The organism is Paenibacillus sp. BC26, from assembly GCF_900116125.1.
Lineage (GTDB): Bacteria > Bacillota > Bacilli > Paenibacillales > Paenibacillaceae > Paenibacillus_Z > Paenibacillus_Z lignilyticus.
This window is the reverse complement of sequence record NZ_FPAD01000004.1, coordinates 323,959-348,847: the sequence shown is the minus strand read 5'-3', so window position 1 is coordinate 348,847 and position 24,889 is coordinate 323,959. Positions and strand designations below refer to the sequence as shown.

Sequence of the window (24,889 nt, the reverse complement as noted above, 5' to 3'; positions counted from 1 at the left end):
ATGGCGCAGCAGCAAGTTATCAACCGCCTCGCCCCGAATCAAGGGCCGGGCACAATCAACGCCTATTCCGTTCGCAAAGCGGTAGGAACGGTGTTGTTCTACATCGTGACCGTTACGATCTCCGTCATGATGTTTCTGCCTTTCTTCTGGAGCCTCATCACCTCGTTCAAACCAAGCGATGAGATCTTCTCCATGCCGATCAAGTGGATTCCATCCACGCTTACGCTGGAACATTACAGGAGCGCGTTTACGACCGTTCCGTTCGGATTGTATTTCTGGAACTCCTTCCTTCTGGCTGCTGCCGGGGTGCTGGCGAACTTGTTCTTCGGCTCCATCAGCGGTTACGCCTTTGCGAAGCTGAACTTTAAATTAAGCAAGCCGCTCTTCCGCATATTGCTGGCGGCCATGATGATTCCTGGCATTGTGACGATGATTCCAAGCTTCTACGTGCTGAAGCATTTCCCGTTGATTGGCGGCAATGACCTGCTCGGAGGAGGCGGCAACGGGTTTCTGAATTCATTTTGGGGCATTATTTTGCCAGGCGCTTCGGGGTCGTTTGCCGTATTCTTCATGCGGCAGTTCTTCCTGACGCTGCCTTCGGACATGATGGAGATGGCGCGGATCGAAGGGTGCAAGGAGTTCCGCATCTTCTGGAACATCTACCTGCCGCTGACGAAGCCGGCGCTTGCGACGCTGTCGATCTTCACTTTCCAAGCCGGCTGGAACAGCTTCTTGTGGCCGATGATCATTCTGAATGATCCCGAGAAAGCGACGGTGCAGATGGGGCTTCAAGCGTTCTCCTACAACCATCAGACCGATTTCGGGCCGATGATGGCCGGCGCGCTCATTGCTGTCCTGCCGATACTGGTGCTGTTCTTACTGCTGCAGAAATATTTTGTCCAAGGCATTGCCTTTAGCGGCGTTAAAGGTTAGGGGAGTGAATGGAATGAAACGTATGAAACCCAGCGCACTCCTTATAACCGCAGCGGCAATCCTTGTTATTGCCGGTCTGGTGGTAGCTTGGCGGCTCGGCGCGGGAACCGCTTTGACGGGAGGCGGCTCAGCCTCCGTATGGAATGAGCGGGCAGACCTGGCGCAGCAGGAGCTGGAGGAATCATTTTGGGATGAGAAGCGGGGCTTGTTCAACAATGCGGCTCCTTGCATCGCGCAGCTGTGTACGGATCCGTTTAACTATTGGTGGCTCGCGCACGCAGTAGATGTTCTGGTAGATGGCTATGAACGGACTGAGGACACGAAATATAAGGAGCAGCTGGGCAAGCTGTACCAGGGGCTTCTTGACCGCAACGCCGGGGTCTTCATTAACGATTATTATGACGACATGGAATGGATGGCGCTCGCATGGCTGAGGGCTTATGACGCGACCGAGGACGAACGGTACAAGCAGGCGGCGCTTGCGCTGTGGCAGGAAATCCAGACCGGCTGGAACGATGAAATGGGCGGCGGGATTGCTTGGCGCAAAGAGCAGCTGGATTACAAGAACACGCCGGCCAATGCGCCTGCGGTCATATTGGCGGCACGTATATACGAACATACGCAGGATGCGGCTGATCTGGCTTGGGCGAAGAAGCTGTACGACTGGCAGAAGCGGACGCTTGTCGATCCGGCAACAGGGCTTGTCTGGGATGGCATTAACCGTCAAGGCGACGGCGTCGTCGATAAGGATTGGAAATTCACCTATGGACAAGGCGTCTATATCGGCGCGGGGGTGGAGCTGTATCGCATCACGAAGGAGCCGTCGTATCTGGACGATGCGCGCAAGACGGCCGCTAATTTGAAGCAGGACTTCTTGTCGCCGGCAACCGGGATGCTGCCCTCCGAGGGCGATGGGGATGGCGGGTTATTCAAAGGCGTGCTCGTTCGCTACATCGGCGAATTAATCGAATTGGACCCGTCGGAGAAGGAACTCAGCGAGATGCTGCTCACGAATGCGGATAGCTTATGGGAATACGGCAAAGGGAAAGACGACGTACTGTTCAGCAACTCTTGGGCGCAAACGCCGGACACGGTCGTACAGCTGAGTACACAGTTAAGTGCGGTCATGCTGCTCGAGCAGGCGGCACGGATAGAGAAACAATAACTTCGGATTAGCGGGAGAGTGATGGCCATGACATGGGAAAATCGTGCGGAAGAGGCGCAGCAGGCGCTGTCAGACTTATTTTGGAACCCTGCTATTCGGTTGTTTGATATTGAAATTCCTTGCCCCGATGGGGCTTGTAATACGATCTTTCATTACTGGTGGATGGCTCATGCGGTAGATGCGCTGGTTGACGGCTATGAGCGGACGCAGGATGCGAAGTATGCGCTGCTGCTCGAGGAAATCTACGAGGGGCTGCTGACGCGCAATGGCGGTGCGTTCCCGAATGAGCTGTACGACGACATGGAGTGGATGGCAATCGCTTGGCTGCGCGCGTATAAGGCACTGGGCGTGGAGAAGTATAAAGCGGCGGCACTGCTGCTATGGGAAGATATTCAGACCGGCTGGAACGACCATATGGGCGGCGGAATCGCTTGGCAGAAGTCGCAGCTGGATTACAAGAATACGCCAGCTAATGGACCGGCGGCGATTCTTGCGGCACGTTTATATAAGCAATTCGGACGCGATGAGGACCTGCAGTGGGCCGAGAAGATTTACAGCTGGCTGAAGCACAATCTCGTAAACCCGGACAACGGCTTCGTATGGGACGGGATGAATCGGGAAGGCGACGGCGCGATCGATAAGGAATGGAAGTTTACGTACTGCCAAGGTGTGTTCATTGGCGCTGCGGTGGAGTTGTTCCGGATCACGGGAGAGCAAGCTTACCTTGAGGATGCGATGCGTACTGCGGCTGCTTCCGAGAAGGAACTGATTGAGGCCGGTAGCGGGCTGCTTCCGGATGAGCAGGACGGTGACGGCGGACTGTTCAAAGGCATTCTCGTACGCTATTTAGGCGAGCTTGCGAAGGAAGTGCCTTCGTCGTTCGGCGCCGCGCTGCCGCTGCTGGTGCGCAACGCTGCATCGCTCTGGGAGCATGGCCGCGATGAGAACCGCTGCGTGTTTAATACGGACTGGAGCTCGAAGCCTGCGGAGCGGGTTACGTTGAGCACGCAGCTTAGCGGAATTATGCTCCTGGAGCAGCTGGCTGTACTGGAGCAGCTGGGCGATCGTGAGGCCGTAATCAACGAGGCCATCTAGGTAGTTGAACGGGGTGCAAAATTCCGCTGTGCTAGGAAACGAAATCCAGTATAATGGATGTCAAAAGACTAGCATGGGAGTGTGTGCATGAATTATTCCGGAAGTTTGCCTGTATTGAATGCCATGGAACCGATTGTGGAGGCTGTATTGGAGGAGCATTACGTGAAGACCGGTATCCTCAAGTGTGGCTGTGACCGATGCAAGCTGGATATTCTGCTCTTATCACTCAACCATCTTCCTACACATTACACTTCCTCTCAAGAGGGAGAGGCTTATATTAAAGCCCACTATTTGAATCCGCAGCAGCAGTCCGATGTATTGCGCGAGATCACGGAAGCGGTCAAGGTGATCGAGTTAAAACCGAAACATAATTAATGTGGCGGCCATCCGTTCTTCATGAGCGGGTGGCTTTCTGTTTAGGATCGGCTTTTGCGAAGAGGCGGCAAACTATGGCAAGATAGAGACATACGGCTATCAAAGGAGTGGAAGGTATGCGTCATGTGCTGGTATTGGGCGGTACGCGTTTTTTTGGGAAGAAGCTGGTGGAACGTCTGTTGAAAGCGGGAGATCAGGTTACGATCGTAACCCGAGGCGCGCAGGAGCATCCATTCGGTGATCGCGTGCAGCATCTGCAGGTGGATCGGACGAATGCGGAGGCGCTGGCGTCCGCGATCGGAGAGGCTCGTTTCGATGTCGTATATGACAACATCTGTTATAAGCCGAAGGAGGCTGAAGAGGCGGTTGAGCTGTTCGCAGACCGCGCGGGTAAATATATTGTAACCTCGACGTTAAGCGTATATCCGTTCGGGGAGCCGCGGAAGTCGGAATCGTTCTTTGATTCGTCGACGTATGCAATTCCGCAGCCCTATCCTGCGGAAATCAACTATGGAGAAGGCAAGCGGTTGGTCGAAGCGGTTTTCTTCCAGCAGGCAGCGTTCCCCGTCGCAGCAGTCCGTTTCCCGATCGTGCTCGGAGACGACGATTACACAAGACGGCTGCACTTTCATGTAGAGCATGTGCAGCAGGAGCTGCCGATTGGCATTCCGAATGCCGATGCGGTCATGTCCTTCATCGATGCGGAGGAAGCGGCAGCATTCCTGGACTGGCTGGGTCGCAACACGGAGACCGGCCCGTTCAATGCGTGCTCACGCGGGGAGATTTCACCGGGCGGCATCGTGGCATGGATTGAGAAGGCGACGGGTAAGCAGGCTTATGTGGCGCTGGAAAGCGATGAGCAGCACAGCTCGCCGTTTGGCGTACCGGAGCCGTGGTATATGGATACGGCTAAGGCTGAAGCAGCCGGCTACAAGTTCCGCGAGCTTCAGGACTGGATGCCGCCGCTGATTGAGCGTATCGCACAGGAGAAGAAGTAAATCATGATGATGGCTGCCGAGCGTCGCGGGATTGCGATGTTCGGCAGCTTTTTCTATTCATGCAGGGGCTCATATTAGTTGGGAAAACCGCCCATACTACTTCGGAACACGAAGGAGTAGATGGAGGGTATATGACAAAGAGTCGAATGAAATATACAAGCCGAGCGGCAGGAAGCCGGCTGTTGACTGCGCTGTTCACGGTTGTGATTGGTGCTTCGCTTATCGGGATGAATGGGACTATCGTGCGGGCGGCGGAACCGGAGCAGGAGCAGGAACAGGTGCAGGCACAAGAGCAGGCACAAGAGCAGGTGCAGGAGCAGGCGCCGGTGCCGGCGCAGGAGAAACCGCCGCTGACGGCTGCGTTTGTGCGCGGCGGCGCGTTGTGGGTGAAGGTAGTCGACGATGAGAAACAGCTTACGCAAGCGGAGCATGTTGTTTCGCCGAAGTGGTCTTACGACGGGAAATGGCTTGCCTATGCCGCCGGGGAGCAATCCAATGAGCTGTGGATGCTGGAGGTTTCGACAGGCGCGAAACATCTGGTTGCCGCGAACGGCGGCCGCAATTACAAATGGTCGCCGAATCGACTGCTGCTGGCATTCGAGGAGGAGCAGCGGCTCTATGTGGTAGATCAGCAGGAAGCGACAAAGCCGGTGGATGTGAGCTCGTCGATCGGGAATATGAGCAGTTATGCTTGGCGGCCGGACGGTGCCGGTTTCGTGGTTTCGACGCAAGGAACATTTAACGGCCAGACGCCCGTGCGCATTATGCAGCTTGCGATGCAGCCGGATATGACCGGAGCAGGCTCCGTGCAAGCGAAGCAGTTGTATGTGCTGCCATCGCAGCTAAATGAATTGCCTGTCGTCGGAACAAGCGTGTTCAAGTGGTCGGCCAGCGGCAAATGGATGGCTTTCCTTGCTATTCCGACCGCATCCCTCTCAGCCGACAGCAACACCTTATGTGTGCTGGCAGCAGACGGATCCGTATTCAAGCCGGTTGATCAGATGGTGAACCATGCCAATTGGATCCAATGGTCTCCGCAAGGCGACGAGCTGGCATATATCGGTGGGATTGGCAGAGAAGCCACGACCAACAAACAGCTGCGCGTGACGAGAGTTCCGGATATTCAGCCGAGAAATGACTTTACGCCGGCAGGCTTTGTCGATCAGGACTTCACGTGGCGCAGTCCGGTGGATATCGTCGTTTCCCGGGCAAAGGCGAGCGAAGGAACGGACAGCTCGGGGAAGCGGCCTTATCCTTACCTGGTGAGCGTGAAATTGGATGGGGAACGGCAGAAACGGATCACGAAGAGCGCTGAGGGGTACGGGGATTTTGGCCCGGTATCGCTCGGAACGGACGGACTTGGCTGGGTGAGATCGAACCGCAGCATGGCCAATGTGCTCGTTGCTCCTCCCGGTCAAGGCGAGAACAAGGCGGTGCAATGGATCGAGAACATCGATATCGGTACTAATTACTATGAGCAATGGAATTGGAATTCAGTGCTGAAATTTTTTGGTAAATAGTGAGTCTGAATATGCACGAAATAGCCCCGAAATCCATGATTTTGACTTTGGGGCTATTTCGTATGTCCGAACTAAGTTTTCGTACATCTTCCTTTAAGCAAAAGAAATGACATTCCTTCCATAATTTAAATAGAACTTGGAAGAAACTAAATGAATGATTTTCGGGTATCTACCTTTATAGTAGAAGTGTGTATGTAGTCGGCAAGTTACTTAAGACCTATAATTCCGTCAGATTTTCTTAACATAGAGGTGAGCGACATGCGAATCATACTTTTATCCGGGGGGTCAGGGAAGCGATTATGGCCCTTGTCCAATGATTACCGCTCGAAGCAGTTTATCAAGGTCATGGCTGCCCAGGATTACTCGGAGGTTGTTCAAACGTCGATGATTCAGCGCGTTTGGGCGAAGCTGAAGGAGCATGGCCTTGCTCAATATGCAGTCATAGCTGCAAGCAAAGCGCAACAAGAGATCATTCAATCTCAAATCGGGCACGAGGTTCCGCTTGTTCTCGAGCCGAGCCGCAAGGATACTTTTCCCGCGATTTGCTTGGCATCCAGCTTCTTAAGCAGCGAAATGAAGGTCGATGCCGACGAAGTCATTGTGGTGATGCCGGTCGATGTCGATGCGGATGACAGTTTTTTCGCCTCCATCAAGCAATTAGCTATTCAATTTAACGATACCGTGGGTAATCTTGGATTAATGGGGTTAAAGCCAACGCAACCCTCCGAGAAATTCGGTTACATCCTCGCTGGCGCTGTACACGAACAATCCGAGCTGCTTCAGATCGATAGATTCGTAGAGAAACCCTCCGCCGAAGAAGCTGCCGCGCTGATTAATCAAGGGGCCCTTTGGAATTGCGGCGTATTTGCTTTTCGATTGCAGTATATGCTGGACTTGCTGAAGGCAGGGTCATGGCCGGCCGATTACGGGAGTCTTCAGCTTCAATATGCTGATTTGCCGTCGATCAGCTTCGATTATCAGGTTGTTGAACGGGAACGCAATATACTCGTGTATCCGTATGACGGACAATGGAGCGACTTGGGGACATGGGACGAGTGGACCGAAACGATGCCGCAGCATTTGAATGGGAAAGGCATCATCAGTGACGACAGCGTAAACACCTATATTATTAACGAGCTGCAAATTCCGGTCGTCGTGATGGGGATCACGGATGCGATCGTTGCCGCTAGTCCGGACGGAATCTTGGTGATTGACCGGGCATCCAGTCCAAGGCTAAAGGATCTCGTACAGCCCCTTTCCATGCGCCCGATGTACGAAGAGACGGAATATGGCTGGTATCGCGTCATCGACGAGGAGCATCAGCCCGATGGCCGTCAGATCGTAACGAAACGCGTTCATATATGGGCAGGTAAACAGATCAGTTATCACAAGCACGAGTTCCGAGATGAAATATGGACGTTTATCGGCGGAACGGCGGAGGTTCTGGTCAACGAACGGCGTTTACATGCGAAAGCCGGCGATGTGATCCACATCCCGGCAGGTTCCAAACATGCGATAAAAGCTATAGATCCCGTTAACCTCATAGAGGTTCAAATCGGAGATCATATCAGCGAATCCGATATTTGCCGGTATGAATACGATTGGGATGAACGGAAGTAGGCAAGGAAAGGATGACCGCAAGCATGCAGGCTATAAGACTCGGAGACGCCCTCTTGAAGGAGGGTTTAATTACAGAAGCCGAATTACAGGCAGCCGTCGACTACCAAACTAAATTCGGCGGTCGAATCGGCGATATTATTGCGGAGTTATTCCATCTCGATCGCGAGCTCATTCAATGGGTAACCAAGAAGATCGCTTCCAAAGGACGGCTCGGGGAAATGCTCGTGCAGACTGGAGAAATTACGCAGGAGCAGCTCGACGGCGCGCTTGCCTTTCAGCAAAAAAGCGGCGGCGTTCTGGGCGATATTCTGCTGTCCTTAAGATATATTGAGCCGGACCGGCTGTACAGAGCCATCGCGACGCAGAACCAAGTAGGGCGCATTGGGACCGAATTCTCGATCGAGCAAGAGATGAAGCTTCCCGAGACGACGGCCAGAGCTTATAACGCCATTATTATTAACAACGACAAGAACCGGCTGCTGGTAGCCGTAGGTTCAATTCTAACGGCGGAACAGTTAGCGGAGCTCGAACAGCATCTCGGACAAGCGGTTGAGCAAGTGCTGGCTACCCGCGAAGAAATGGAGTTTTTCTGGAAGGCCGCCTATGAGCAGGAGCTCATGGATGAAAGCACGACGAAGCTCATGCTCGCGCAGCCCGAGAATTCAGCCCACATTACGATCATGGCATCCCAGTGGTTCATGTTCGGGATTACCGCCGCGATTCTGGTCGGCGGGTTGCTGTGGGATTGGCTGTGGACGCTGATCATTGCCAATATCGTCATTCAAATCGCTTATATCGGGATGTCCGTTTTCAAATACACCATTATATTATTCGGCATGAAGCAGTCCTCGCAGCTTCGCTTTACGCCGCAACAGGTAGATGAGATTGATGAACGAACGCTTCCCGTCTATACGATACTGGTTCCCATGTATAAGGAGAGCGCCGTTATCCCTCAACTTCTTCAAAATATCGAAGGCTTGGATTATCCGAAAGCCAAGCTCGACGTCAGACTTCTGATCGAGGAAGACGATACGGAAGCGCAGGACATGCTCAAAGCGATGAATTTACCGGCTTATTATACGGTTCTTGTCGTGCCGCACAGCCTTCCGAAAACCAAACCGAAAGCTTGTAACTACGGGCTGATTCGGGCATACGGGGAATACGTGGTCATCTACGATGCGGAAGACAGGCCCGACCCTGACCAGCTTAAGAAAGTCCACCTGGCTTTCCAGCAAGAACCCGAGAACTGCTGCTGTATCCAGGCGAAGCTGAACTATTTCAACAGTGAGCAAAATATTTTAACCCGATGGTTTACGCATGAGTACAGCATGTGGTTCGAGTTGCTGCTGCCGGGCGTCATGCAATTGGACATTCCGATTCCGCTCGGAGGGACCTCGAATCACTTTAAGATGAGCGTGCTCAAGAAGTTGAATGCTTGGGATCCGTACAACGTGACCGAGGACGCGGATTTGGGGGTTCGGCTCTACAAGGAAGGCTATAAGACGGCGATCGTCGATTCTCACACTTGGGAAGAGGCCAACAGCCGTTTAGGAAACTGGATTCGTCAACGCTCGCGATGGATCAAGGGCTATATGCAAACATGGCTTGTTCATATGCGAAACCCGATCAAGCTATGGAGAGAAATCGGCACCAAAGGATTTATCGGATTCCAAGTCATGATCCTGGCGACGCCGATGCTTCCGTTATTGAATCCTATTTTCTGGCTGATGCTTGTCATTTGGTACTTGGGCAAGGTGGACGCGATCTCGTTGTTCTTCCCGGGTCCGATTTATTATTTGGCCGCAATTGAACTGTTCTTAGGGAATTTCCTCTTTGTCTACAGCAATACGATGGGCGTTTATCGCATTACCGAACAGCTGCGGAACAAAAACAAATCGGTATTCTCGTTTGGAAACGTCAAATATACGCTGCTCACGCCGATCTATTGGATCCTCATTAGCGTCGCAGCCGTCAAAGCGGGCATTCAACTCATTACCAACCCTTTTTACTGGGAGAAAACAACGCATGGACACGCACCTGCGAACGCAAATGAAAAGATCGGTGCATAGTCGCTGCTTACCTTATAGATGGAGGCTCGCGAAGTATAATGATCAGTCATTCTCCTCAACAAAGTAGAGCAGACAAGCTGCTCGCTTGGAGCTTGTTCTCCTTCATAAGCCTGGCCGCGTTCGCGGTCGGTTTCTATATCAGCTACACGCAGGGGTACATGCATTCCGATTCCGTCAGTCGGGTCGCGAATGCCTTCTATGTTCTCTATAGTCGGAATCCCCATCTTGGTGCGATCGGTTTCGTCTGGACTCCGCTGCCAAGCTTATTGGATCTTATCGTTCTGCTGCTCTATCCCTTGTTTCCGGCTCTTGCGTCCCACGCGCTTGCTGCGGTCGTCGTCAGCAGCATCTTCTCCGGATTAGCTGCCATGCTGCTGTACAAGACGGGAATCCGGTACGGTTTGCCAAAGTGGTTAACGCTGAGCATCGTGATCTTGTATTCCTTGAACCCGTTTATCTTCTTGTTCGGCGTAAATGGCTTAAGCGACTCGCCTTATTTATATTTCCTGCTGTATGCCATGATTCAGTTTACGGATTGGATGGAGCGGAGGGACTCGACCGGTCTGGTGAAAGCAGGCTTTGCTTTAGCGCTCGCCTTCTGGACGCGATATGAAGCGGTGCCGGTCGGATTTGCGATGGCTTGCGCGGTATTCGTAGTCATCTGGTTTATATTCGGTCATGCGCATCCGGAGGAATCAAGGAAACTCCGATATAAGCAGAAGTACCATCATATCGAAGCGACTTGGATTCTCCTGCTGCTTCCTGCCGTATTCTCGGGTCTCATTTGGATTTTCTTTAACTATACGATCATGCACAATCCGTTCTATTTCTTGAACTCGGAATATTCGAATGTCGCGCAGTCCGAATCCTTAAAGGATGATGCGAACTTTGAGAAAATATTCAATAGCCCGATCCTTGCGCTATTGCTCTGCATGAAGAAAACAGCGTGGTTCTCTGCCCCGCTAATCGGTGTAATCTTACTTAGAATGATGAACAAGCGACTCTTCAAGTGGGACATCGTCGTGCTTCTTCTCGTCTTTTGCTCGATTCCCGCGCTGCAGTTTCTATTGCTTCTGAACTCTTCTTCGTTTGCGTGGTTCCGTTACTTCATGTACGTGTATCCGATAACGGTAGCCTGGTTGCCTTACGAGTTAAGCAAAGTGAAAATAAACATCCGGAATTGCGCGGTAGTGCTGACCAGCCTTGTCGTGACCGTTGGTCTGCTGACCTATGCGTTGACGAATCCGCTCATTGCGCCGGATGAGAATACGTTCCTTACGTACAAGCAGGGCAGGCATATCAAGAGCATTGAATTGGATCGTTCGGTGGCCAAATGGCTGGATGAGAACTTGCAAAAGGATACGATCCTGACCGACAGCGCCGCATCGTTCATGATCATCGTGAACAGCAAATATCCGAAACGGTTCATGATTACGAGCGATTACGATTTTAGAGATGCCGTTTCGGATCCGAAGGGAAATGGTGTCGATTATATCTTGATTCCCCGGCTGCCCGTGTACAGTACGATTAACAAAACCTATCCGAACTTATTTGAGCATGGCAGCGAGTTTGCCACGTTCTATAAAAGCTTTGAAGATCCGATGCATCGTTATGAATGGCGATTATATAAGGTGGTAAAGGGGGAACAAACAATTGAAGGACATTGAAATCTCGGTCGTGATCCCCGTCTATAACGAAGCGGTTCATATCGCCGGTTCGCTTCGAACCGTCGCGGAACAATTGCAGAAGACGACTTCTTCTTTCGAAATCATCGTGATTGATGACGGCTCCCGGGACGAGACGTGGAGCAGGCTGTCATCTCTCGGTCAACAATTGCCCGAGCTGTACTCTTATAGGCTAAGCCGCAACTTCGGCAAAGAATACGCGCTATGCGCCGGCTTGGATCAAGCCAGAGGAAGAGCCGTCATTATCATGGACTCGGATATGCAGCACCCTCCGAGCCTGCTGTCTCAGATGATCCATTTGTGGAGGAACGAAGGGAAACAAATCGTCGAATGCGTCAAAGTGAATCGCGGCAAAGAACGATTCGATAAAGCGCTTGGCGCATCGCTCTTCTACAGCTTATTGAATCGATTATCCGGCATGGACTTGCGCGGCGCCTCCGATTTCAAACTGCTCGATCGCAGAATCGTAGATGCGTGGAAGCTTATGCCTGAGCGAAACATGTTCTTCCGAGGGATGACGGCGTGGGTCGGGTTTGAACGCGCGCAAATTCCCTTCGAGGTGCCGGAGCGGGTCGGGGGGGATAGCCAGTGGAGCCTATTTAGCCTCATTAAACTTGCGGTACAAGCCATCGTTGCCTTCTCATCCATCCCGTTGCGGGTCGTGAACTTATTCGGTGTGATCTTCTTGGTTGGTTCCGCCCTCTTGGGCATTCAAACGTTGGTCCGTTATTTCATGGGAACGGCCGTAAGCGGATTTACGACCGTTATTCTGCTCCTTCTCTTTACGGGTAGTCTCATCTTAATCTCGCTTGGTATAATAGGAGAATATATGGCGTCGATCTATATGGAAGTCAAGGGCAGACCTCGCTATTTCATCCGTGAATCCGCCTATGGAGCAGCCTCGAAAGAGACGTTAGATTATCGTGCGGAAGCGGCCGCGAGCATTGAGGAAACATGAAACTTAAGATTATGATCAAGTACGGCGTTGTTGGCCTTATTGGAACGGCTCTACACTTTATGCTGCTTATTGCATTGGTCGAGCGTTTTCAATTCCATCCGGCGCTGGCATCGGCAATCGGCTTTATCGTGGTATTAGCGGTATCTTATTATTTGAATCGGAAGTGGACGTTCTCCTCTGTCGGAACTTCCGAATTGCGCTCGATCATCAAGTATACGGTCGTGTCCGTAAGCGGGTTAATGTTAAATACCGGCATCATGTATGTCGCGGTGGAGGGACTGCACTTGCGCTATACCGTCGGCCAGCTGCTGGTCACGGTCGTCATTCCTCTGTTTAACTTTGTCCTGAATTATTATTGGACGTTCCGCAGCGACGACACGGCAACCGTATCGTTGAAGAGAACCCAATAGAACAGAATGGAGCGGTTATTGGCATGATCGTGAATGAGCAAATTAAAGCCTCCGAGGTGCTGTTAACGGGGTTAAATGGCGAGTCGCTGGGCGTCGTCTCCCGAGAGGAAGCGCTGGCGCTCGCAAGAGAGCATAAGGTTGATCTGGTCTGCACGTCTCTGATGAGCAGTCCTCCGCCTTGCACGCTCATTAGCCGCGGCGCAGCCAAGGAATCCGCGGCTGCGGCGAAACGCGAGGAGCGGAAGAAGGATCAGCCGCTTAAAGCGAAGGAAATTCGGCTGACGCCGCACATCGAAGAGCATGATTACGACACGAAGCTGCGCCAGTGCGAGAAGCTGCTCGCTGCCGGCAATGCGGTTGATCTAGTCGTTCGCATCCAAGGCAAGGAAGGACCTAAGGCGAAGGAGCTGCTTGAGGAGCTGTTAAAGGACCTTTCCGGAAGCGGGAAGAAGGAAACCGGCATTCAGCTCAGCGGCAAACAAGCGGCGGTACGCGTGCTGCCGCTGTAATAAACAAAGAGGCATCCGTTCTGAGGACGGGTGTTTTTTTGTTTTTGCTTCATGAATATCACTGTAACGGTTGGCAGCGTGGCTATTTGATGACAATCAGCCTTTTTGGAATCCTAACGGTTGTGACAGACGTTATTTGCTGCGAATGGGTCGATTCCTACTGGAAAACGTTCAAATAAGCTCGCTGGCAACCGTTAGCCATTAAAAGGGGGCTATTTAGGCCGAATAACCGCTGTCACAACCGTTAGAGTCGGTAGGCAATAAAGCACGAGAAAAAGGCCCAGGTCAGGCGCGAAGCACCTCACTTGGGCCGATTAATCTTAAGCTAGAACGAATGTCCGTCTGAATGGTTGGAGTAGCGCTGGTCATCGTCATTATCCGCGCCGTCGAAGGCATGTTGGACGTTGTCGACGATTTCTTCAATGGCATGGCTGATCATGTCCAGAGGACTGGTGTCCTGATGGTCTAGCGGCGTATTGATGCCTGCCGCCGTGTTGGAGGTTCGGTTGTATACTTCATTGTCTTGGTACTGATCTCGGTTACGCATGGCTTTGGCCCACCTTTGCTTGGAGGATACGTGTCTGTCACAATTCACTCCTATTGTGCCCGGCCATTCCGAATTACAACCAAAATAAGAAACAAGTTCCAGCGCGCGGCCAAACATAGGCAATCCGGCCTTTCGGCAGGAAGTCCGATCAACGAAGGGCAATGTCATGGAAGCGGTTATGGACCGTCTCCCGCATGAACTGCTTGATCAGCGTAATCGCTTCTTGCTCGCGGTCCCGCGCTTCCCGAAGCAGAGAGACTAGGCGGTTCGCATGTGAATAGACGGCGGCACTGCTGCCGGAAATTGAAGCATCGCTAACATCAGCAGTATCACCGCCGCATTCGCATGCCAATTCCTCTAACAGCTGCTCGAAAATCTCGCTTACTCTGCCATAACAAGCTGCGATCGGCTGGCAGCTGGGCCAGATGAACCCGAGCGCGTCCGTATACGCGGCAATATCCTGTTTGGCTGCGGCATATGTCCGAATGACCGCGATCGCTTCCGCCGGATCGTATTCGCCATGCCCCAGCACCTCAATCAGAGCGTTGTATGCCTGCTCGCCGCAGGCATATTCGCTTGCAGGAAGCAGGGCATCATGCGATTCCCAGTAGTGGATCGCTTGCATGAGCGACTCCCGGTACACCTCGTGCGGATCAAGCGCGATGTGATTTTCGATGAGTTGATAATACCAGTAAGGGGAGTTGCCGCTTCGACCGAAATCCGCATAGGGCAGTCGACTTAGCTCTCTATTCTCGTCCGAGTCCGAGCCATCCGCATACAGCAGAACCTGTGCGCCATCATCGTACCCGGCGGCGATGACGAAGGCATCCTTCCAGAAGATCGCGCCTGTGCCGCGATCGATCGTCTCTTTAATAACCCGAAGGGCATGCTTCTGATATAAAGGGAATGCATGATCAAAGTTGAAGCCCGCGTGCTGAGAGCTGGTCATGCCAATGAAATCGGCAGCGAGAAAATGCTCCGCCAGCCAGTTGTAAGCGGTAGTGGAAGGAGCGGCCAGCCTGCGATGGACAATAAACCGAAATCCCATCGAGGTCATGCCTGCCAGCATCGATTTGGATTGGGTGAAGAAACCTTGATGAACGAGTACAGCGTGCATCGCATCGATATAGGAATGCGATTGCCGTGAGAGCTGTAAACGTGCAAGTCTTATCGGCGTCATGAGCGGCGACACCTCCTCTATAAATTAGCGCGGCGTGGCAACGCCCCACCTTCGAATCGTTGATCGGCTCAAATCGGGATAGCGCTCCGAGATCGCGCGGAATGCCGTAATGGCACGCTCCTCCAGCACTTCAGCTTGGTGCAGCAAATCACACAAGCCATCACGCCTCATAGGATCAATTTGCCTGCCCTTAACGCCATCCTCCATGATGCAGGTTTTCATGCCGGGAACTAGCTGAAGCAGTTCCTCGTATGCGGCAACGGCTTCCTCCAGCCCGCTAAACGTCCCTGAGACATCACGCAGATAAGAGGCGATTTCTTCTCGCGTGTACATATAGTCATCCATGATGTATACGGCTCCGCCTTCATCATAATCTCCGCTTTGCAGTCCATTCCGCAGAAAGGTGTAAGCGAGCTTCCCGGAAGCGATATCGGTATTCGGCAATGTTTTGTATGGTGTGTCCCAGTCGTGAATGGCGAGCCGAAGCGACTCCAGCACCATATCCGGAAGAGGAGGCGCAAGCCGCTCGCCGAAAATCTGACAGTACCAGAAGCCGGTGAAGTTTAAGCCGAGATTATCGTACAGCACGATTTTATAGTCGGAGGAGTGTCCGTCTTGGACGTAGAATACGGCATCCTCATCGTCGTAGCCGCAGATGACGCCAAACTCCGGAATCCAGTAGATGACCCCGAGCCCGTCATCAAGCGATTGTTTGACCCATTTGACAGCATCCTGCTGGTAATAAGAGAAGGTGGGATGCCGGGTGCGGCCCGCATCCCAAACCGTATAGAGGCCGAGATTGCGAATAGCCGGGGAATGCTCGTCGCCCCATTGCCCATAAGCGGATACCGATAATGGCAGCAGCCGCTCATGGACCGTGAATTTAAAGGCCATGCCGGTGAGGCCGGCAAGCTTGTATTTAGGGCCTTCAAACAACCCCGCTGCCGATAATATCGCATACAGGCTGTCGATGTACGATTTGGATTGCCGCTTCATGGTGATGCCATCCAGCAATACGCGTGTCATGGTTTCGCTGTGCCTCCTTCTCCTAACCGTTCCAGTGTGCGCCTGCAAAGGGCATCAAGCTGTTCTCGAAGCCATCGCGGTGCGAGCAGCGCCTCCCATGCGGACCCCATCAAATGGTGCAGGAACGATTCGATTTCATGAAATTCGACTGTATATAGGGCTTGTTCAGGCGTGGAGGAGCGTATGCGGTACCCTTGCCACGAATCGGGCGAAGCAAGGGGCTGGGCCAGCTTCACTTGGGCTGTGTAAGGCTTGCGCTGCGGCGATCCGGCCGCAGAAGATCCGCCTGCTCCCCATTCCAGCAGCTCCGCATCCATGGGCTCGAACCTTGCAGACGTCACATCCAAACTGCTGATGCCATCAAGCCGCAATAAGCGCTGCTTGTCAGCTTCTTCGCAATAAGCAATTACATAATCGCTATTGTATTGACTCATCAGCTTGAGCGGGCGTATGGACAACTGCTGCAGACTCGATTCATCCCTATAGGCGACCTGGACGACCAAATGCTGCCCGATCGCATAAGATAGCCGCTCAAAGCTGTGAATAAGCTGCGGATTGGTTTCGAAGATCGGCAGCCGCTGTCCCGGCTCCTCGGTCTCCTCCTCCGAGAAGCGTTCAAGCAAATGCGCGACGCGATTAACCGATGCCGCATTGTCGTAATTGTACTGGCGGTAACGGTAGGCTAAATATTTTAACACCTTCTTCTCCTCGTCGGTCATATAGAGCAAGGGAAGCGCGTATGTTTTATTCTCGTAGCAATATCCGCGGTATTTAGCTACATAAAGCAAGGGGGCTGAGAGCGAGTAGGTCAAATACTCGATATCGCGCTGCGCCTGGCGCTTCGAGATTTCGAATTGCTGAGCCAGCTGCGTGCTGCTCGGGTACTTGCCATCTCTGATCTGACTATCGAACCACCTGATTCGGTGCATGTTGCTCAAGTCGTACCCTCCTTTAATTCAACGTGCATGCTGCATCTGTATGTATTACATCATCCGGAGCCTTCGACTGACAAGCACTTGTTTGCGTTCCAACTAGGCGCCCGTTCCCCTGATCGGAGAACGGGCAGCTCGCTAGCCGGTAATGCGGTCCACGGTTTCTTGCGGTGAATGGATGCAACGTTTGCACACTTTTACGGTAGATCCGTCTGATTTAGCGCGAGGATAAAGCAGTTTGATGCGTGTTCTGCTGCAGACCGGACAAGTGCCGCGGCCGCGAGACGGTAGGCTCCACAGCGCACGCCCGCGTTTTGTTTTTGCCACTGGTAATGACCCTCTTTCGAAAGCTGAAGTGAATACAGGATTAAGTATAAAATAGCTGGTGCGACATAAAATGTCGTATCAGGATTGAGTGCAAGTTTTGCCTTGTTCAACTGCTGTGGTATAATCACAGCAAATATTACCGTTTCCCGGAGGCGATTATGCTCAGTTTTGACCAGAAGCTTTCGATTTTGGAGTCCTTTCCTGAGCTCAAGCGGAAGGACGTGTCACTCGGCCGTGTGAATTATCAGTATGACGAAAGTTTGTACGATAAGAAAAATGTGGCGTTCCACCTGCACCCGAATGGGAATGGGTTCGTGTATGCCGGACATTTGCGTGGCTATGATACGGATGAGAAGGGGTTTGTGAACATCCGCGGCTATGAAGCCGATGCGTTCCGTCAATTGGTAGAGGAGTCGATTCGTTCCTTATCCTACCGTGCGCCGGAGCCGACTTCGAAGCGTGCCAAGGCTGCTGCTGCCCCGCGCGGCGAGGTGCAAGCCTCGACTTGGTTCGGACCTGAGAAGCAGTCGCTTACGCTGAAGCATGAGGATGATCTGTGGTACGTCTATGCCGGACCAAACCTCGAAATGGTGCTCGAAACCTATGAAGAAGCTGAACAATATTTGCAGGAGGAAGGCTTCTTCCTGTTATAATTGTCGCAAAGAGAACCGTCAGCCGTGGTTGCTGGCGGTTTTTTGTTTTTGTGAAGTGTTTCTATTTACTATTTACATCGAGGAAGTCAGTCGACTACGATCAAGGTAAAGGAAATGGGGGAGATTCGATGTCGTCGTCAACGATACGCGCGATTGTGTTTGATTTCGATGGTACGCTGGTGGATACGGAATCCTGCGCTTATGATGCGTTTTGCCGGATTTACGAGGAGCATGGCCATGTGCTGCAGCTGGAGAGATGGGCACTCTGCGTAGGAACAATAGGCGGACCTTATGATCCGTATAATGATCTGCAAGAGCTTACGGGGAAGACCCTCGATAGAGCTGCGCTTAAGGAGCGTTTCGAAGTTCTGCATGACGAAGCGCTTCGTGAAGCGAGGCTCCGCTTCGGTGTTCTGGCGCTTCTGGAAGAAGCGAAGCAGCTTGGGCTGCGGATCGGTCTTGCATCGAGCTCCGATCGGGGATGGATCGACAGACATCTGAAGGAGCAAGGCATCGCCGATTATTTCGAGGCAATTCATACAAGAGACGATGTCGAGCTTGTGAAGCCCGATCCGGCGCTGTACCGATTGGCCGTCGAAGCGCTCGGCGTACAGCCGTTTGAAGCGGTTGCGGTGGAGGATTCGCTGAACGGACTGAAGGCGGCTAAGGCTGCAGGGCTAAGGGCGATCGCGGTGCCGAATCCGATCACCTCGCACATGGACTTATCTCAGGCGGATGTTCTGATTGAGGGCTATGAGGATCAGACATTGGCGGGGCTGCTTGCGCGGCTCCAAGCAGTGGAAGCTGAATAGCGTTGCAAGGTTGCATGAGAGCCTTCCCATCCGGGGAAGGCTCTTTGGCTTGGTTGCTCTAGAAAGCCACTTCCCGAAGTCTAACGGTTGCCAGTGCGCCTAATTTCCCATTTGTAGGCGTTTCACAACTGTAACGGTTGCCAGAGGGGCTATTTCGCGATTTAGGCAGGGTTTCCGCTCGTAATAGGCCAAATAAGCTCTCCGGCAACCGTTAGAGAAAATATAAAGCAAAATCAGACCAAATAAGCGCTTAGACAACCGTTAGAACATAGCACCTCCGCCCCGGCAGGGGGAATTGCATCTTTCCAATCGCCAGGCTTCTGTAAACATGGGCAATAGAGCAGAAGTTCAGTAGGTTTCTCGCCAATCTGAGAGCCTTCCCAACCGGGGAAGGCTCTTTCTGTTTTTCCTTCTTCACGTGTGCTTCTACAGCATATTAAAAACAATTAAAATATGTATTAAAATAATTATTGAAATATATAGAAGGCCAAACTATAATGAAGAAGTTGATAGCGCTTTCTAACAAGAAACGGATTGATTATCACTGGGCCATTGGTTACAGGCAGCAGACATCACACAGGGGGTAACACTATGAAAAGAAAGTTGAAGCAAAGCTTGGTTGTATCGCTTTCCATCGCGACGACAATTGCATGTGCGCAATTTGTATCAGCGGACAAGTCTTCCGCGGAAGTGATTCCGTCATGGGCATCTTCTGAAATTAGCACATGGAAGACGCTCGGGCTGATCAAAGGCAATGATGACGGCACCATTAGTCCTAACCGTGCCGTTACGAAATCCGAGTTCGTTACGATGCTGAACCGGGTGTTTAACCTCTCCAAAGAAAGCAACCGCACATTCAGTGATGTTCCTGCTTCCGCTTGGTACGCATCCGAAATTGCCAAAGCACACGCAGCAGGCATTATTACCGGAGATACAAGCGGCAAGATGGCCCCGCTAGAGAATCTCTCCAGAGAGAAAGCAGCACTTATTCTAAGCCGATTATTCGAAGTTTCGACCACTTCCGGGGCTTCCGGATTTAAAGATGACAATCAAGTTTCGCAATGGGCGAAAGATGCCGTACATGCGATGAAAGCTGCCGGCTACATAGCGGGTACTCCGGAAGGACTGTTCCAACCGGGCAAAGAGCTGACGCGCGCCGAAGCGATTAAGATGATTAACAATATTATGGGCACGCTGGTAGCGGATGCGGACAAGCATTCGAATATTACCGGGAAAAACCTGGTTGTAAACATGGCCGGCGGCACGTTGTCCGGCGTTACGTTATCCGGCAATTTGTACATCACGCCGGGTGTTGGCGAAGGAAACCTGACCATCGAGAACTCCAAGATTGCGGGCACGATTTACGTACTTGGCGGCGGTGTGCATAGTGTCGAGCTTAACGATACGCAAACAGGCAGCATCGTGATTAATAAAGAAGACACCGCGGTTCGCGTGGTATTGAACGGTACTTCATCGACGGATGGCATTAGCGTTCTCTCCGATGCTCGTTTAGAGAACACGACCGGCACAGCACCTAATGTTACGGTTGCCGCAGGCTCTGACAACAACGTTGCGCTGGCGGGTAAATTCGGCGATGTGACGGTCATTTCGGATACCAACGTTGGCATGGAATCCGGATCGGTTACGAAGCTCTCCATTGCGAATACGGCAGCGGGCAGTACTGTAACGCTTGGCGCTGGCACGTCGGTTGGGAAGTTGAACGTTGACGGTGCTGCTGAAGTGAAAGGTACAGGCAAGATTGCTGAAGCAACCATTAATGTTAACGGCGTTAAGCTTGAAACAGCTCCGGACAAAGTAACGGTTAAAGCGGACAGCGCAACAATTGGCGGTAAAGAAGTCAAAGGCGGCACGGGATCTGTTGAAGGTGGCAGCGGCGGTGGCATTATTGGCGGCGGCGGTTCCGGCGATGCGGACATGAAGCAATTTACTTACAACTATGTGACGACGAATTTTGCGGATAATGGCCCTCGGGGTTATGTGAAGCTCTATCTCCAGCTGATGCAGGACCCGACCTATGACAAAACGGCGAATCCGGCGGCTAATGCGCTACCAGATTTAGTGAATGCCGGAAACTACGTAAACGCGGATCTGGATATTAAGCCATCGATTTTTGCCGCACTTCGCGGAGTCAACACATCGGTTCTGAAAGAAGCAAGAGATTACTTATGGATCGGAACGGATTCCGGCGTTACCCGGGTAGATCTGGCTACGAATGACATGGTCTCCTACACGAAGGAGAGCGGCGATCTGGCGGATAACAAAGTACTGCTGCTGGTTGACGATGGAAATTCAGGGGTTTATGCAGTTACGGTAGACGGCGTTTCACACATCATGGAGTAGAAGAGGGGGAAGTTAGACATGTCCAAACTTATGAAACGTTCTAAAGTTCTTTCCGGCGTGCTCGCCGCATCGATGCTAATATCGCTGCCGGTTGGCAATGTCTTCGCAGCTAGTGCACCTGCGCCAACAGTAAACTATTCACCGGTGCAACTCCAAGCTTATCCGACTAAACAGGTTGTGTACTACAAGGTAGGATCGACTTCTATTCCATCGGATATTACTTGGGTGACTACTAAGACTGATCTTGTGTTCATTCCATCCGGCAATCAGGCAGATGTCACCTGCGCGATCAAGGATGCGGACGGCGTGTTTTGGATCGGAACGCAGAATGGTCTGCAACGCGTTGATTTTACGGAAAAAGATGCGCGCGACGTTGTGCAATACATGGCCGGAGTTCGTTACCTTTATGGCGGCGACGATAACGTAACTGGCCTTGCAAGCGATGGCACAGGCGGGGTTTGGGTTAGAAACGCACTGGGCGTTACCCATATCACGATGCCGAAGAAGACGCTGCAAGAGAAATCGGCCATTTATGAGAAAATCACAGGCGACGTTCACACCAGACGCGGCATGGTTACGGGTACGAATGTTACGTTCACGGAAACAGACGGCAGCAAGAAATATATAGACTATAACTCTCCATCAGGCAAATTCACCTCGACTCCGTCAACCAGCGATAACGACGGTCTGTGGACAGCGATGTATGCCATGGGTGAAATCTTCCGTTATCAAACGTTGAAGGCGGAGTATGCACATCCAACTGTAGCGCAGCAAGCTGAAATCAATGTGGCAAAAGCCGCGGCGCTGAAAGCGACAAAAGCAGTATTGCTGTTAGATTATGTATCGGGACGCGGCAATGGTTTCCCTGCTCGTTCGTACATGCTGACGAGTGAAGCCGGTGCGCAGACTACGGACGGAACAGATTACGGCTATCAAAGCACGAATGGCTTCTGGTTCCACTCCGTTATGGATGGCTCCGCGAACCCGAATGCCATTGTTCCAAGCATGATTCAAGAAGGAAAAACGCCGATCGGTTATTCCGTCGTTCGCGTGACGAAGGATGCGATGACGAAGAAAGGCGATGCGCTCTTCCCATCCGGCGGGCATGATGTATTGAATTACAATGGCGTCGGTTTGAGCCCGGATTCAATCGCTGCGCTAAATGCCGCAAGAGTGGGTCAACCGCAGCTTGGCGCAGATCTGAAGACACTCGTTGACACTTATGACGAAGGTGAAACGGAAATCCCTGTCTACCAAGTCATGCCTGTTATTACGCAAAAGGCATTGACTGACAACGCTGCCGGCAAAACGGTATCGGAAGATAAAACGACAACAGCAGCAAACAAACCGTTGTTCCAATTGACAGTGCCGATTTATGAGAAAATCCCGCAATTCTTCAACGACTTGTTCCCGGCATCGGCTATTGCGCAAGACGGCTATATCGATCAGAACCAGATCGTATACAAAGCAGATACGTCTTCCGATGAAGTAGACGGTCACTATGCTCTCTTCATGACGGCATACAAATATTTGTGTGACGACGAGAGCGATGCGGATCTCGCTGAATTGAAAGATTATATTGCTGAAGCAACGGACCGTATGACGAATCTAATCATCGAGAACGAACATTACTACATTAAAGACGCGACCGGTAAATCGACGCAATGGTCGAGATGGTCGTCCAAATACTTTAACGACAGCCTAGCGGTTATGGAAGGTCAACAGTTGTGGGCAGCAAACGTAGGCGTGGACGGCGACGGCAACGATGCGCTTTCTTACGGCTATGAAGATGGTCCGTTGAATGCACTTGAGGTTATGGCTGCACTCAAGACTGCAGCTTATGTAACGGCAGAGAAGTACCCGGAAGATGCAGCTAAATATGAGGCTGCGTACGACAAGTCCTTCGATGGCGATTACAGCAAGGAAGATGAGTTTGATAACGGTAAAGGCTATATGGCGATGGCACTGGATTACATCAAGCGCCGTATCGTACGCCAAGCTACCTCCGCTTATGACATTCTTGGTCAGAAGGTAGCAACAAGCGAGCAAGTAGCTTCGGTAGATCGTTACGGCGATGCCGAAGGCTCACCTGAATTTTCCAATATCAACGCAACTATTCACAATGACTGGACGCAATATATCAACTATTCCGACGAGGAGCTTGGCTGGTTCCCGGTTTATCAGTTGGTTGTTCTGGAACAAGATCAGACAAGACGCGCTCAAATCGTAGCTTCCTTCGATCAATGGTTCGAGAACGAGGTGCGTGAAGAGAATCCGTTCTACACGTTCTTGTATCAACTTGCGCATCCGGAGAAATCGGACGTGGATTTGGACTCTGCTGTTAGATTCCTCTACCGTATGCCGGAATATCGATTCGTCTTCACCGCGCGGTATGATCGTCAGGATGTTTTCTTCATCGAGCCGGGCAATCGTGAAACGAAAGCGAACAATCAGACGAACTACGCGCTTCCTACGGATGAGCGCAGAATTACGAAGGACAACAGTAACCCATTCTTTGTTGAAACACCTTACACAGCTAATGCTAACTTCAATTACAACTCCAATAACATGGAAGACGCAACGCCGTTCACCCTGCCTTACTGGCTCGGCCGCTACTATGGCATGATCAAAGAAGCTCAAAACTAAGACAAGCTAGAAAGACCCGGCCATCGAAGGGGATCCACATGATCCCCTTCTCCATGGCTATGGCAGGAGAGAAATAGGATGGAGAATCGAAAGCGGTTTCTGGGTATTGATGGTGGCGGAACGCGTACGACGGCAATCGTTTCCGATGAGTCGGGGCATATTCTGGCCGGCGCTGTCGGCCATTCCATTAATTATTATTCTGTAGGCATGGATCAAGCCCGTGCGAACTGCGCGGCGATCATGAAGGAATTGCAAGTCGAGTATGGATTTGCGGAATACGATGCTGCTTTTATCGGCATGTCCGCGCTCGATCAAGAAGCAAGCGAGGAAGCGACGTTAGCATTCGCATCACCGATTATTCAAGCCAAATCGATTTACATGCACAGCGATTCTTACATCGCGCTGATGGCTGGCACGCTTGGAAGCCCGGGAGGACTTATTATCAGCGGTACCGGTTCCATGGCCATTGCGATGCAGCAGAATGGCGAGCTAAGTGTTGTCGGCGGCTGGGGATATTTGCTGGGTGATCAGGGTAGCGCGCATGACATCGCCATGAATGGCATCAAAGCCGCAATTGCCGGGTATGAGCAGTTCGGTGAGGAAACATACTTATCTCAACAGGTATTGGATTACTTTGCTATCTCCCATATGCGTGAATTAATCGAGGTGTATTACAATCCCCGCATGGAACGCCATCTGGTAGCAGGATTTGCTACGGAAGTGGCCAAATGCGCGGAGCAAGGCGATAAGGTTGCGATGCAAGTGATCGATCAAGCCGTTTGTGACTTAGAGAAGCACGCGGAAATGTTGGTTAAAAAGCTGGGTAACTTCGAGGGTGTCAAGATCGGCGTGTACGGTGGCGTTTTTCAACACAACCGCTATATATATGAACAGCTTAAAGGCAAAATCGAGTTGAAGCATAACCATGTGAAGGTGGATTTACTGGGCTTCCCTCCGGAGATTGGAGCAATCATTTGCTGCTTTCAGCGTACGGGAACTTCGCTCACGGAAGATATTTTACAACAATTAAGTACGACTTATCCGCGGCGTTCAACCGCATCGGCATAA

Annotated in this window: 22 protein-coding genes; 17 read left to right on the top strand and 5 right to left on the bottom strand. The window is 51.9% G+C overall.

Features of this window, described 5'->3' with window-relative positions:
* Positions 1-54 precede the first annotated feature (54 nt).
* From BM412_RS25130 to infC, 12 genes are all read left to right on the top strand, one after another.
* Positions 55-933 (top strand): carbohydrate ABC transporter permease, encoded by an 879-nt coding sequence (locus BM412_RS25130; RefSeq protein ID WP_371264861.1) that lies wholly within the window; start codon positions 55-57, stop codon positions 931-933.
* 13 nt (positions 934-946) lie between these two features.
* Positions 947-2,098, top strand: a complete 1,152-nt coding sequence (locus BM412_RS32680) for a glycoside hydrolase family 76 protein (RefSeq protein WP_256256582.1) — start codon at positions 947-949, stop codon at positions 2,096-2,098.
* 27 nt (positions 2,099-2,125) lie between these two features.
* Positions 2,126-3,193 (top strand): glycoside hydrolase family 76 protein, encoded by a 1,068-nt coding sequence (locus BM412_RS32675; protein ID WP_256256581.1) that lies wholly within the window; start codon positions 2,126-2,128, stop codon positions 3,191-3,193.
* An 87-nt stretch (positions 3,194-3,280) separates the two neighbouring features.
* Complete coding sequence (locus tag BM412_RS25120; protein ID WP_091224372.1) at positions 3,281-3,568, top strand: late competence development ComFB family protein; 288 nt, start codon at positions 3,281-3,283, stop codon at positions 3,566-3,568.
* 116 nt (positions 3,569-3,684) lie between these two features.
* Entirely contained in the window at positions 3,685-4,566 is an 882-nt protein-coding gene (locus BM412_RS25115; protein ID WP_091224370.1) for an NAD-dependent epimerase/dehydratase family protein, read from the top strand.
* 146 nt (positions 4,567-4,712) lie between these two features.
* Positions 4,713-6,086, top strand: a complete 1,374-nt coding sequence (locus BM412_RS25105; protein WP_177246079.1) for a TolB-like translocation protein — start codon at positions 4,713-4,715, stop codon at positions 6,084-6,086.
* 258 nt (positions 6,087-6,344) lie between these two features.
* Positions 6,345-7,706, top strand: a complete 1,362-nt coding sequence (locus BM412_RS25100) for a sugar phosphate nucleotidyltransferase (RefSeq protein WP_091224363.1) — start codon at positions 6,345-6,347, stop codon at positions 7,704-7,706.
* 23 nt (positions 7,707-7,729) lie between these two features.
* Positions 7,730-9,775 (top strand): cyclic di-GMP-binding domain-containing protein, MshE-related, encoded by a 2,046-nt coding sequence (locus tag BM412_RS25095; protein WP_256256580.1) that lies wholly within the window; start codon positions 7,730-7,732, stop codon positions 9,773-9,775.
* A gap of 38 nt (positions 9,776-9,813) precedes the next feature.
* Complete coding sequence (locus tag BM412_RS25090; protein ID WP_091224360.1) at positions 9,814-11,442, top strand: ArnT family glycosyltransferase; 1,629 nt, start codon at positions 9,814-9,816, stop codon at positions 11,440-11,442.
* Entirely contained in the window at positions 11,429-12,418 is a 990-nt protein-coding gene (locus BM412_RS25085) for a glycosyltransferase family 2 protein (RefSeq protein WP_091224358.1), read from the top strand. Before BM412_RS25090 ends, BM412_RS25085 begins: the two co-directional genes overlap by 14 nt.
* Positions 12,415-12,828, top strand: a complete 414-nt coding sequence (locus BM412_RS25080; RefSeq protein WP_091224356.1) for a GtrA family protein — start codon at positions 12,415-12,417, stop codon at positions 12,826-12,828. The genes BM412_RS25085 and BM412_RS25080 overlap by 4 nt, the downstream gene beginning before the upstream one ends.
* 23 nt (positions 12,829-12,851) lie before the next feature.
* Positions 12,852-13,337: a translation initiation factor IF-3 gene (gene infC / locus BM412_RS25075; protein WP_177246078.1), complete on the top strand. Its 486-nt coding sequence runs from the start codon at positions 12,852-12,854 to the stop codon at positions 13,335-13,337.
* 325 nt (positions 13,338-13,662) lie between these two features.
* On the opposite strand, the gene BM412_RS25070 is transcribed toward infC, so the two are convergent.
* From BM412_RS25070 to BM412_RS25050, 5 genes are all read right to left on the bottom strand, one after another.
* Positions 13,663-13,884, bottom strand: a complete 222-nt coding sequence (locus BM412_RS25070) for a hypothetical protein (protein ID WP_091224354.1) — start codon at positions 13,882-13,884, stop codon at positions 13,663-13,665.
* Positions 13,885-14,032: 148 nt separating this feature from the next.
* Positions 14,033-15,064 (bottom strand): hypothetical protein, encoded by a 1,032-nt coding sequence (locus BM412_RS25065; protein ID WP_091224352.1) that lies wholly within the window; start codon positions 15,062-15,064, stop codon positions 14,033-14,035.
* 24 nt (positions 15,065-15,088) lie between these two features.
* Positions 15,089-16,090: a hypothetical protein gene (locus BM412_RS25060; RefSeq protein WP_091224350.1), complete on the bottom strand. Its 1,002-nt coding sequence runs from the start codon at positions 16,088-16,090 to the stop codon at positions 15,089-15,091.
* The gene (locus BM412_RS25055; RefSeq protein WP_256256602.1) at positions 16,087-17,019 is read right to left on the bottom strand and encodes a helix-turn-helix transcriptional regulator; all 933 of its coding nucleotides are present in this window, start codon (positions 17,017-17,019) and stop codon (positions 16,087-16,089) included. The genes BM412_RS25060 and BM412_RS25055 overlap by 4 nt, the downstream gene beginning before the upstream one ends.
* Before the next feature lie 141 nt (positions 17,020-17,160).
* Positions 17,161-17,349 carry a hypothetical protein gene (locus BM412_RS25050; RefSeq protein WP_091224346.1) on the bottom strand — a complete coding sequence of 63 codons (189 nt, stop codon included), beginning with the start codon at positions 17,347-17,349 and terminating at the stop codon, positions 17,161-17,163.
* 158 nt (positions 17,350-17,507) lie between these two features.
* On the opposite strand from BM412_RS25050, the gene BM412_RS25045 reads away from it, so the two are divergent.
* From BM412_RS25045 to BM412_RS25025, 5 genes are all read left to right on the top strand, one after another.
* Positions 17,508-18,002 carry a hypothetical protein gene (locus tag BM412_RS25045; protein WP_091224344.1) on the top strand — a complete coding sequence of 165 codons (495 nt, stop codon included), beginning with the start codon at positions 17,508-17,510 and terminating at the stop codon, positions 18,000-18,002.
* A gap of 128 nt (positions 18,003-18,130) precedes the next feature.
* Positions 18,131-18,814: an HAD family hydrolase gene (locus tag BM412_RS25040; protein ID WP_091224342.1), complete on the top strand. Its 684-nt coding sequence runs from the start codon at positions 18,131-18,133 to the stop codon at positions 18,812-18,814.
* 591 nt (positions 18,815-19,405) lie between these two features.
* Positions 19,406-21,175, top strand: coding sequence for an S-layer homology domain-containing protein (locus BM412_RS25035; protein WP_091224340.1), 1,770 nt, complete (start codon positions 19,406-19,408; stop codon positions 21,173-21,175).
* A gap of 30 nt (positions 21,176-21,205) precedes the next feature.
* Entirely contained in the window at positions 21,206-23,821 is a 2,616-nt protein-coding gene (locus tag BM412_RS25030; protein ID WP_177246077.1) for a hypothetical protein, read from the top strand.
* Between the two features lie 78 nt (positions 23,822-23,899).
* Positions 23,900-24,889, top strand: coding sequence for a BadF/BadG/BcrA/BcrD ATPase family protein (locus BM412_RS25025; protein WP_091224336.1), 990 nt, complete (start codon positions 23,900-23,902; stop codon positions 24,887-24,889).

Coding starts and splice junctions, on each gene's coding strand:
- BM412_RS32675 (WP_256256581.1), top strand. CDS start 2,126: ATGACATGGGAAAATCGTGCGGAAGAGGCGCAGCAGGCGCTGTCAGAC.
- BM412_RS25080 (WP_091224356.1), top strand. CDS start 12,415: ATGAAACTTAAGATTATGATCAAGTACGGCGTTGTTGGCCTTATTGGA.
- BM412_RS25065 (WP_091224352.1), bottom strand. CDS start 15,064: ATGACGCCGATAAGACTTGCACGTTTACAGCTCTCACGGCAATCGCAT.
- BM412_RS25100 (WP_091224363.1), top strand. CDS start 6,345: ATGCGAATCATACTTTTATCCGGGGGGTCAGGGAAGCGATTATGGCCC.
- infC (WP_177246078.1), top strand. CDS start 12,852: ATGATCGTGAATGAGCAAATTAAAGCCTCCGAGGTGCTGTTAACGGGG.
- BM412_RS25070 (WP_091224354.1), bottom strand. CDS start 13,884: ATGCGTAACCGAGATCAGTACCAAGACAATGAAGTATACAACCGAACC.
- BM412_RS25105 (WP_177246079.1), top strand. CDS start 4,713: ATGAAATATACAAGCCGAGCGGCAGGAAGCCGGCTGTTGACTGCGCTG.
- BM412_RS25090 (WP_091224360.1), top strand. CDS start 9,814: ATGATCAGTCATTCTCCTCAACAAAGTAGAGCAGACAAGCTGCTCGCT.
- BM412_RS25060 (WP_091224350.1), bottom strand. CDS start 16,090: ATGACACGCGTATTGCTGGATGGCATCACCATGAAGCGGCAATCCAAA.
- BM412_RS25045 (WP_091224344.1), top strand. CDS start 17,508: ATGCTCAGTTTTGACCAGAAGCTTTCGATTTTGGAGTCCTTTCCTGAG.
- BM412_RS25055 (WP_256256602.1), bottom strand. CDS start 17,019: ATGCACCGAATCAGGTGGTTCGATAGTCAGATCAGAGATGGCAAGTAC.
- BM412_RS25095 (WP_256256580.1), top strand. CDS start 7,730: ATGCAGGCTATAAGACTCGGAGACGCCCTCTTGAAGGAGGGTTTAATT.
- BM412_RS25030 (WP_177246077.1), top strand. CDS start 21,206: ATGAAACGTTCTAAAGTTCTTTCCGGCGTGCTCGCCGCATCGATGCTA.
- BM412_RS25025 (WP_091224336.1), top strand. CDS start 23,900: ATGGAGAATCGAAAGCGGTTTCTGGGTATTGATGGTGGCGGAACGCGT.
- BM412_RS25040 (WP_091224342.1), top strand. CDS start 18,131: ATGTCGTCGTCAACGATACGCGCGATTGTGTTTGATTTCGATGGTACG.
- BM412_RS25035 (WP_091224340.1), top strand. CDS start 19,406: ATGAAAAGAAAGTTGAAGCAAAGCTTGGTTGTATCGCTTTCCATCGCG.
- BM412_RS32680 (WP_256256582.1), top strand. CDS start 947: ATGAAACGTATGAAACCCAGCGCACTCCTTATAACCGCAGCGGCAATC.
- BM412_RS25115 (WP_091224370.1), top strand. CDS start 3,685: ATGCGTCATGTGCTGGTATTGGGCGGTACGCGTTTTTTTGGGAAGAAG.
- BM412_RS25120 (WP_091224372.1), top strand. CDS start 3,281: ATGAATTATTCCGGAAGTTTGCCTGTATTGAATGCCATGGAACCGATT.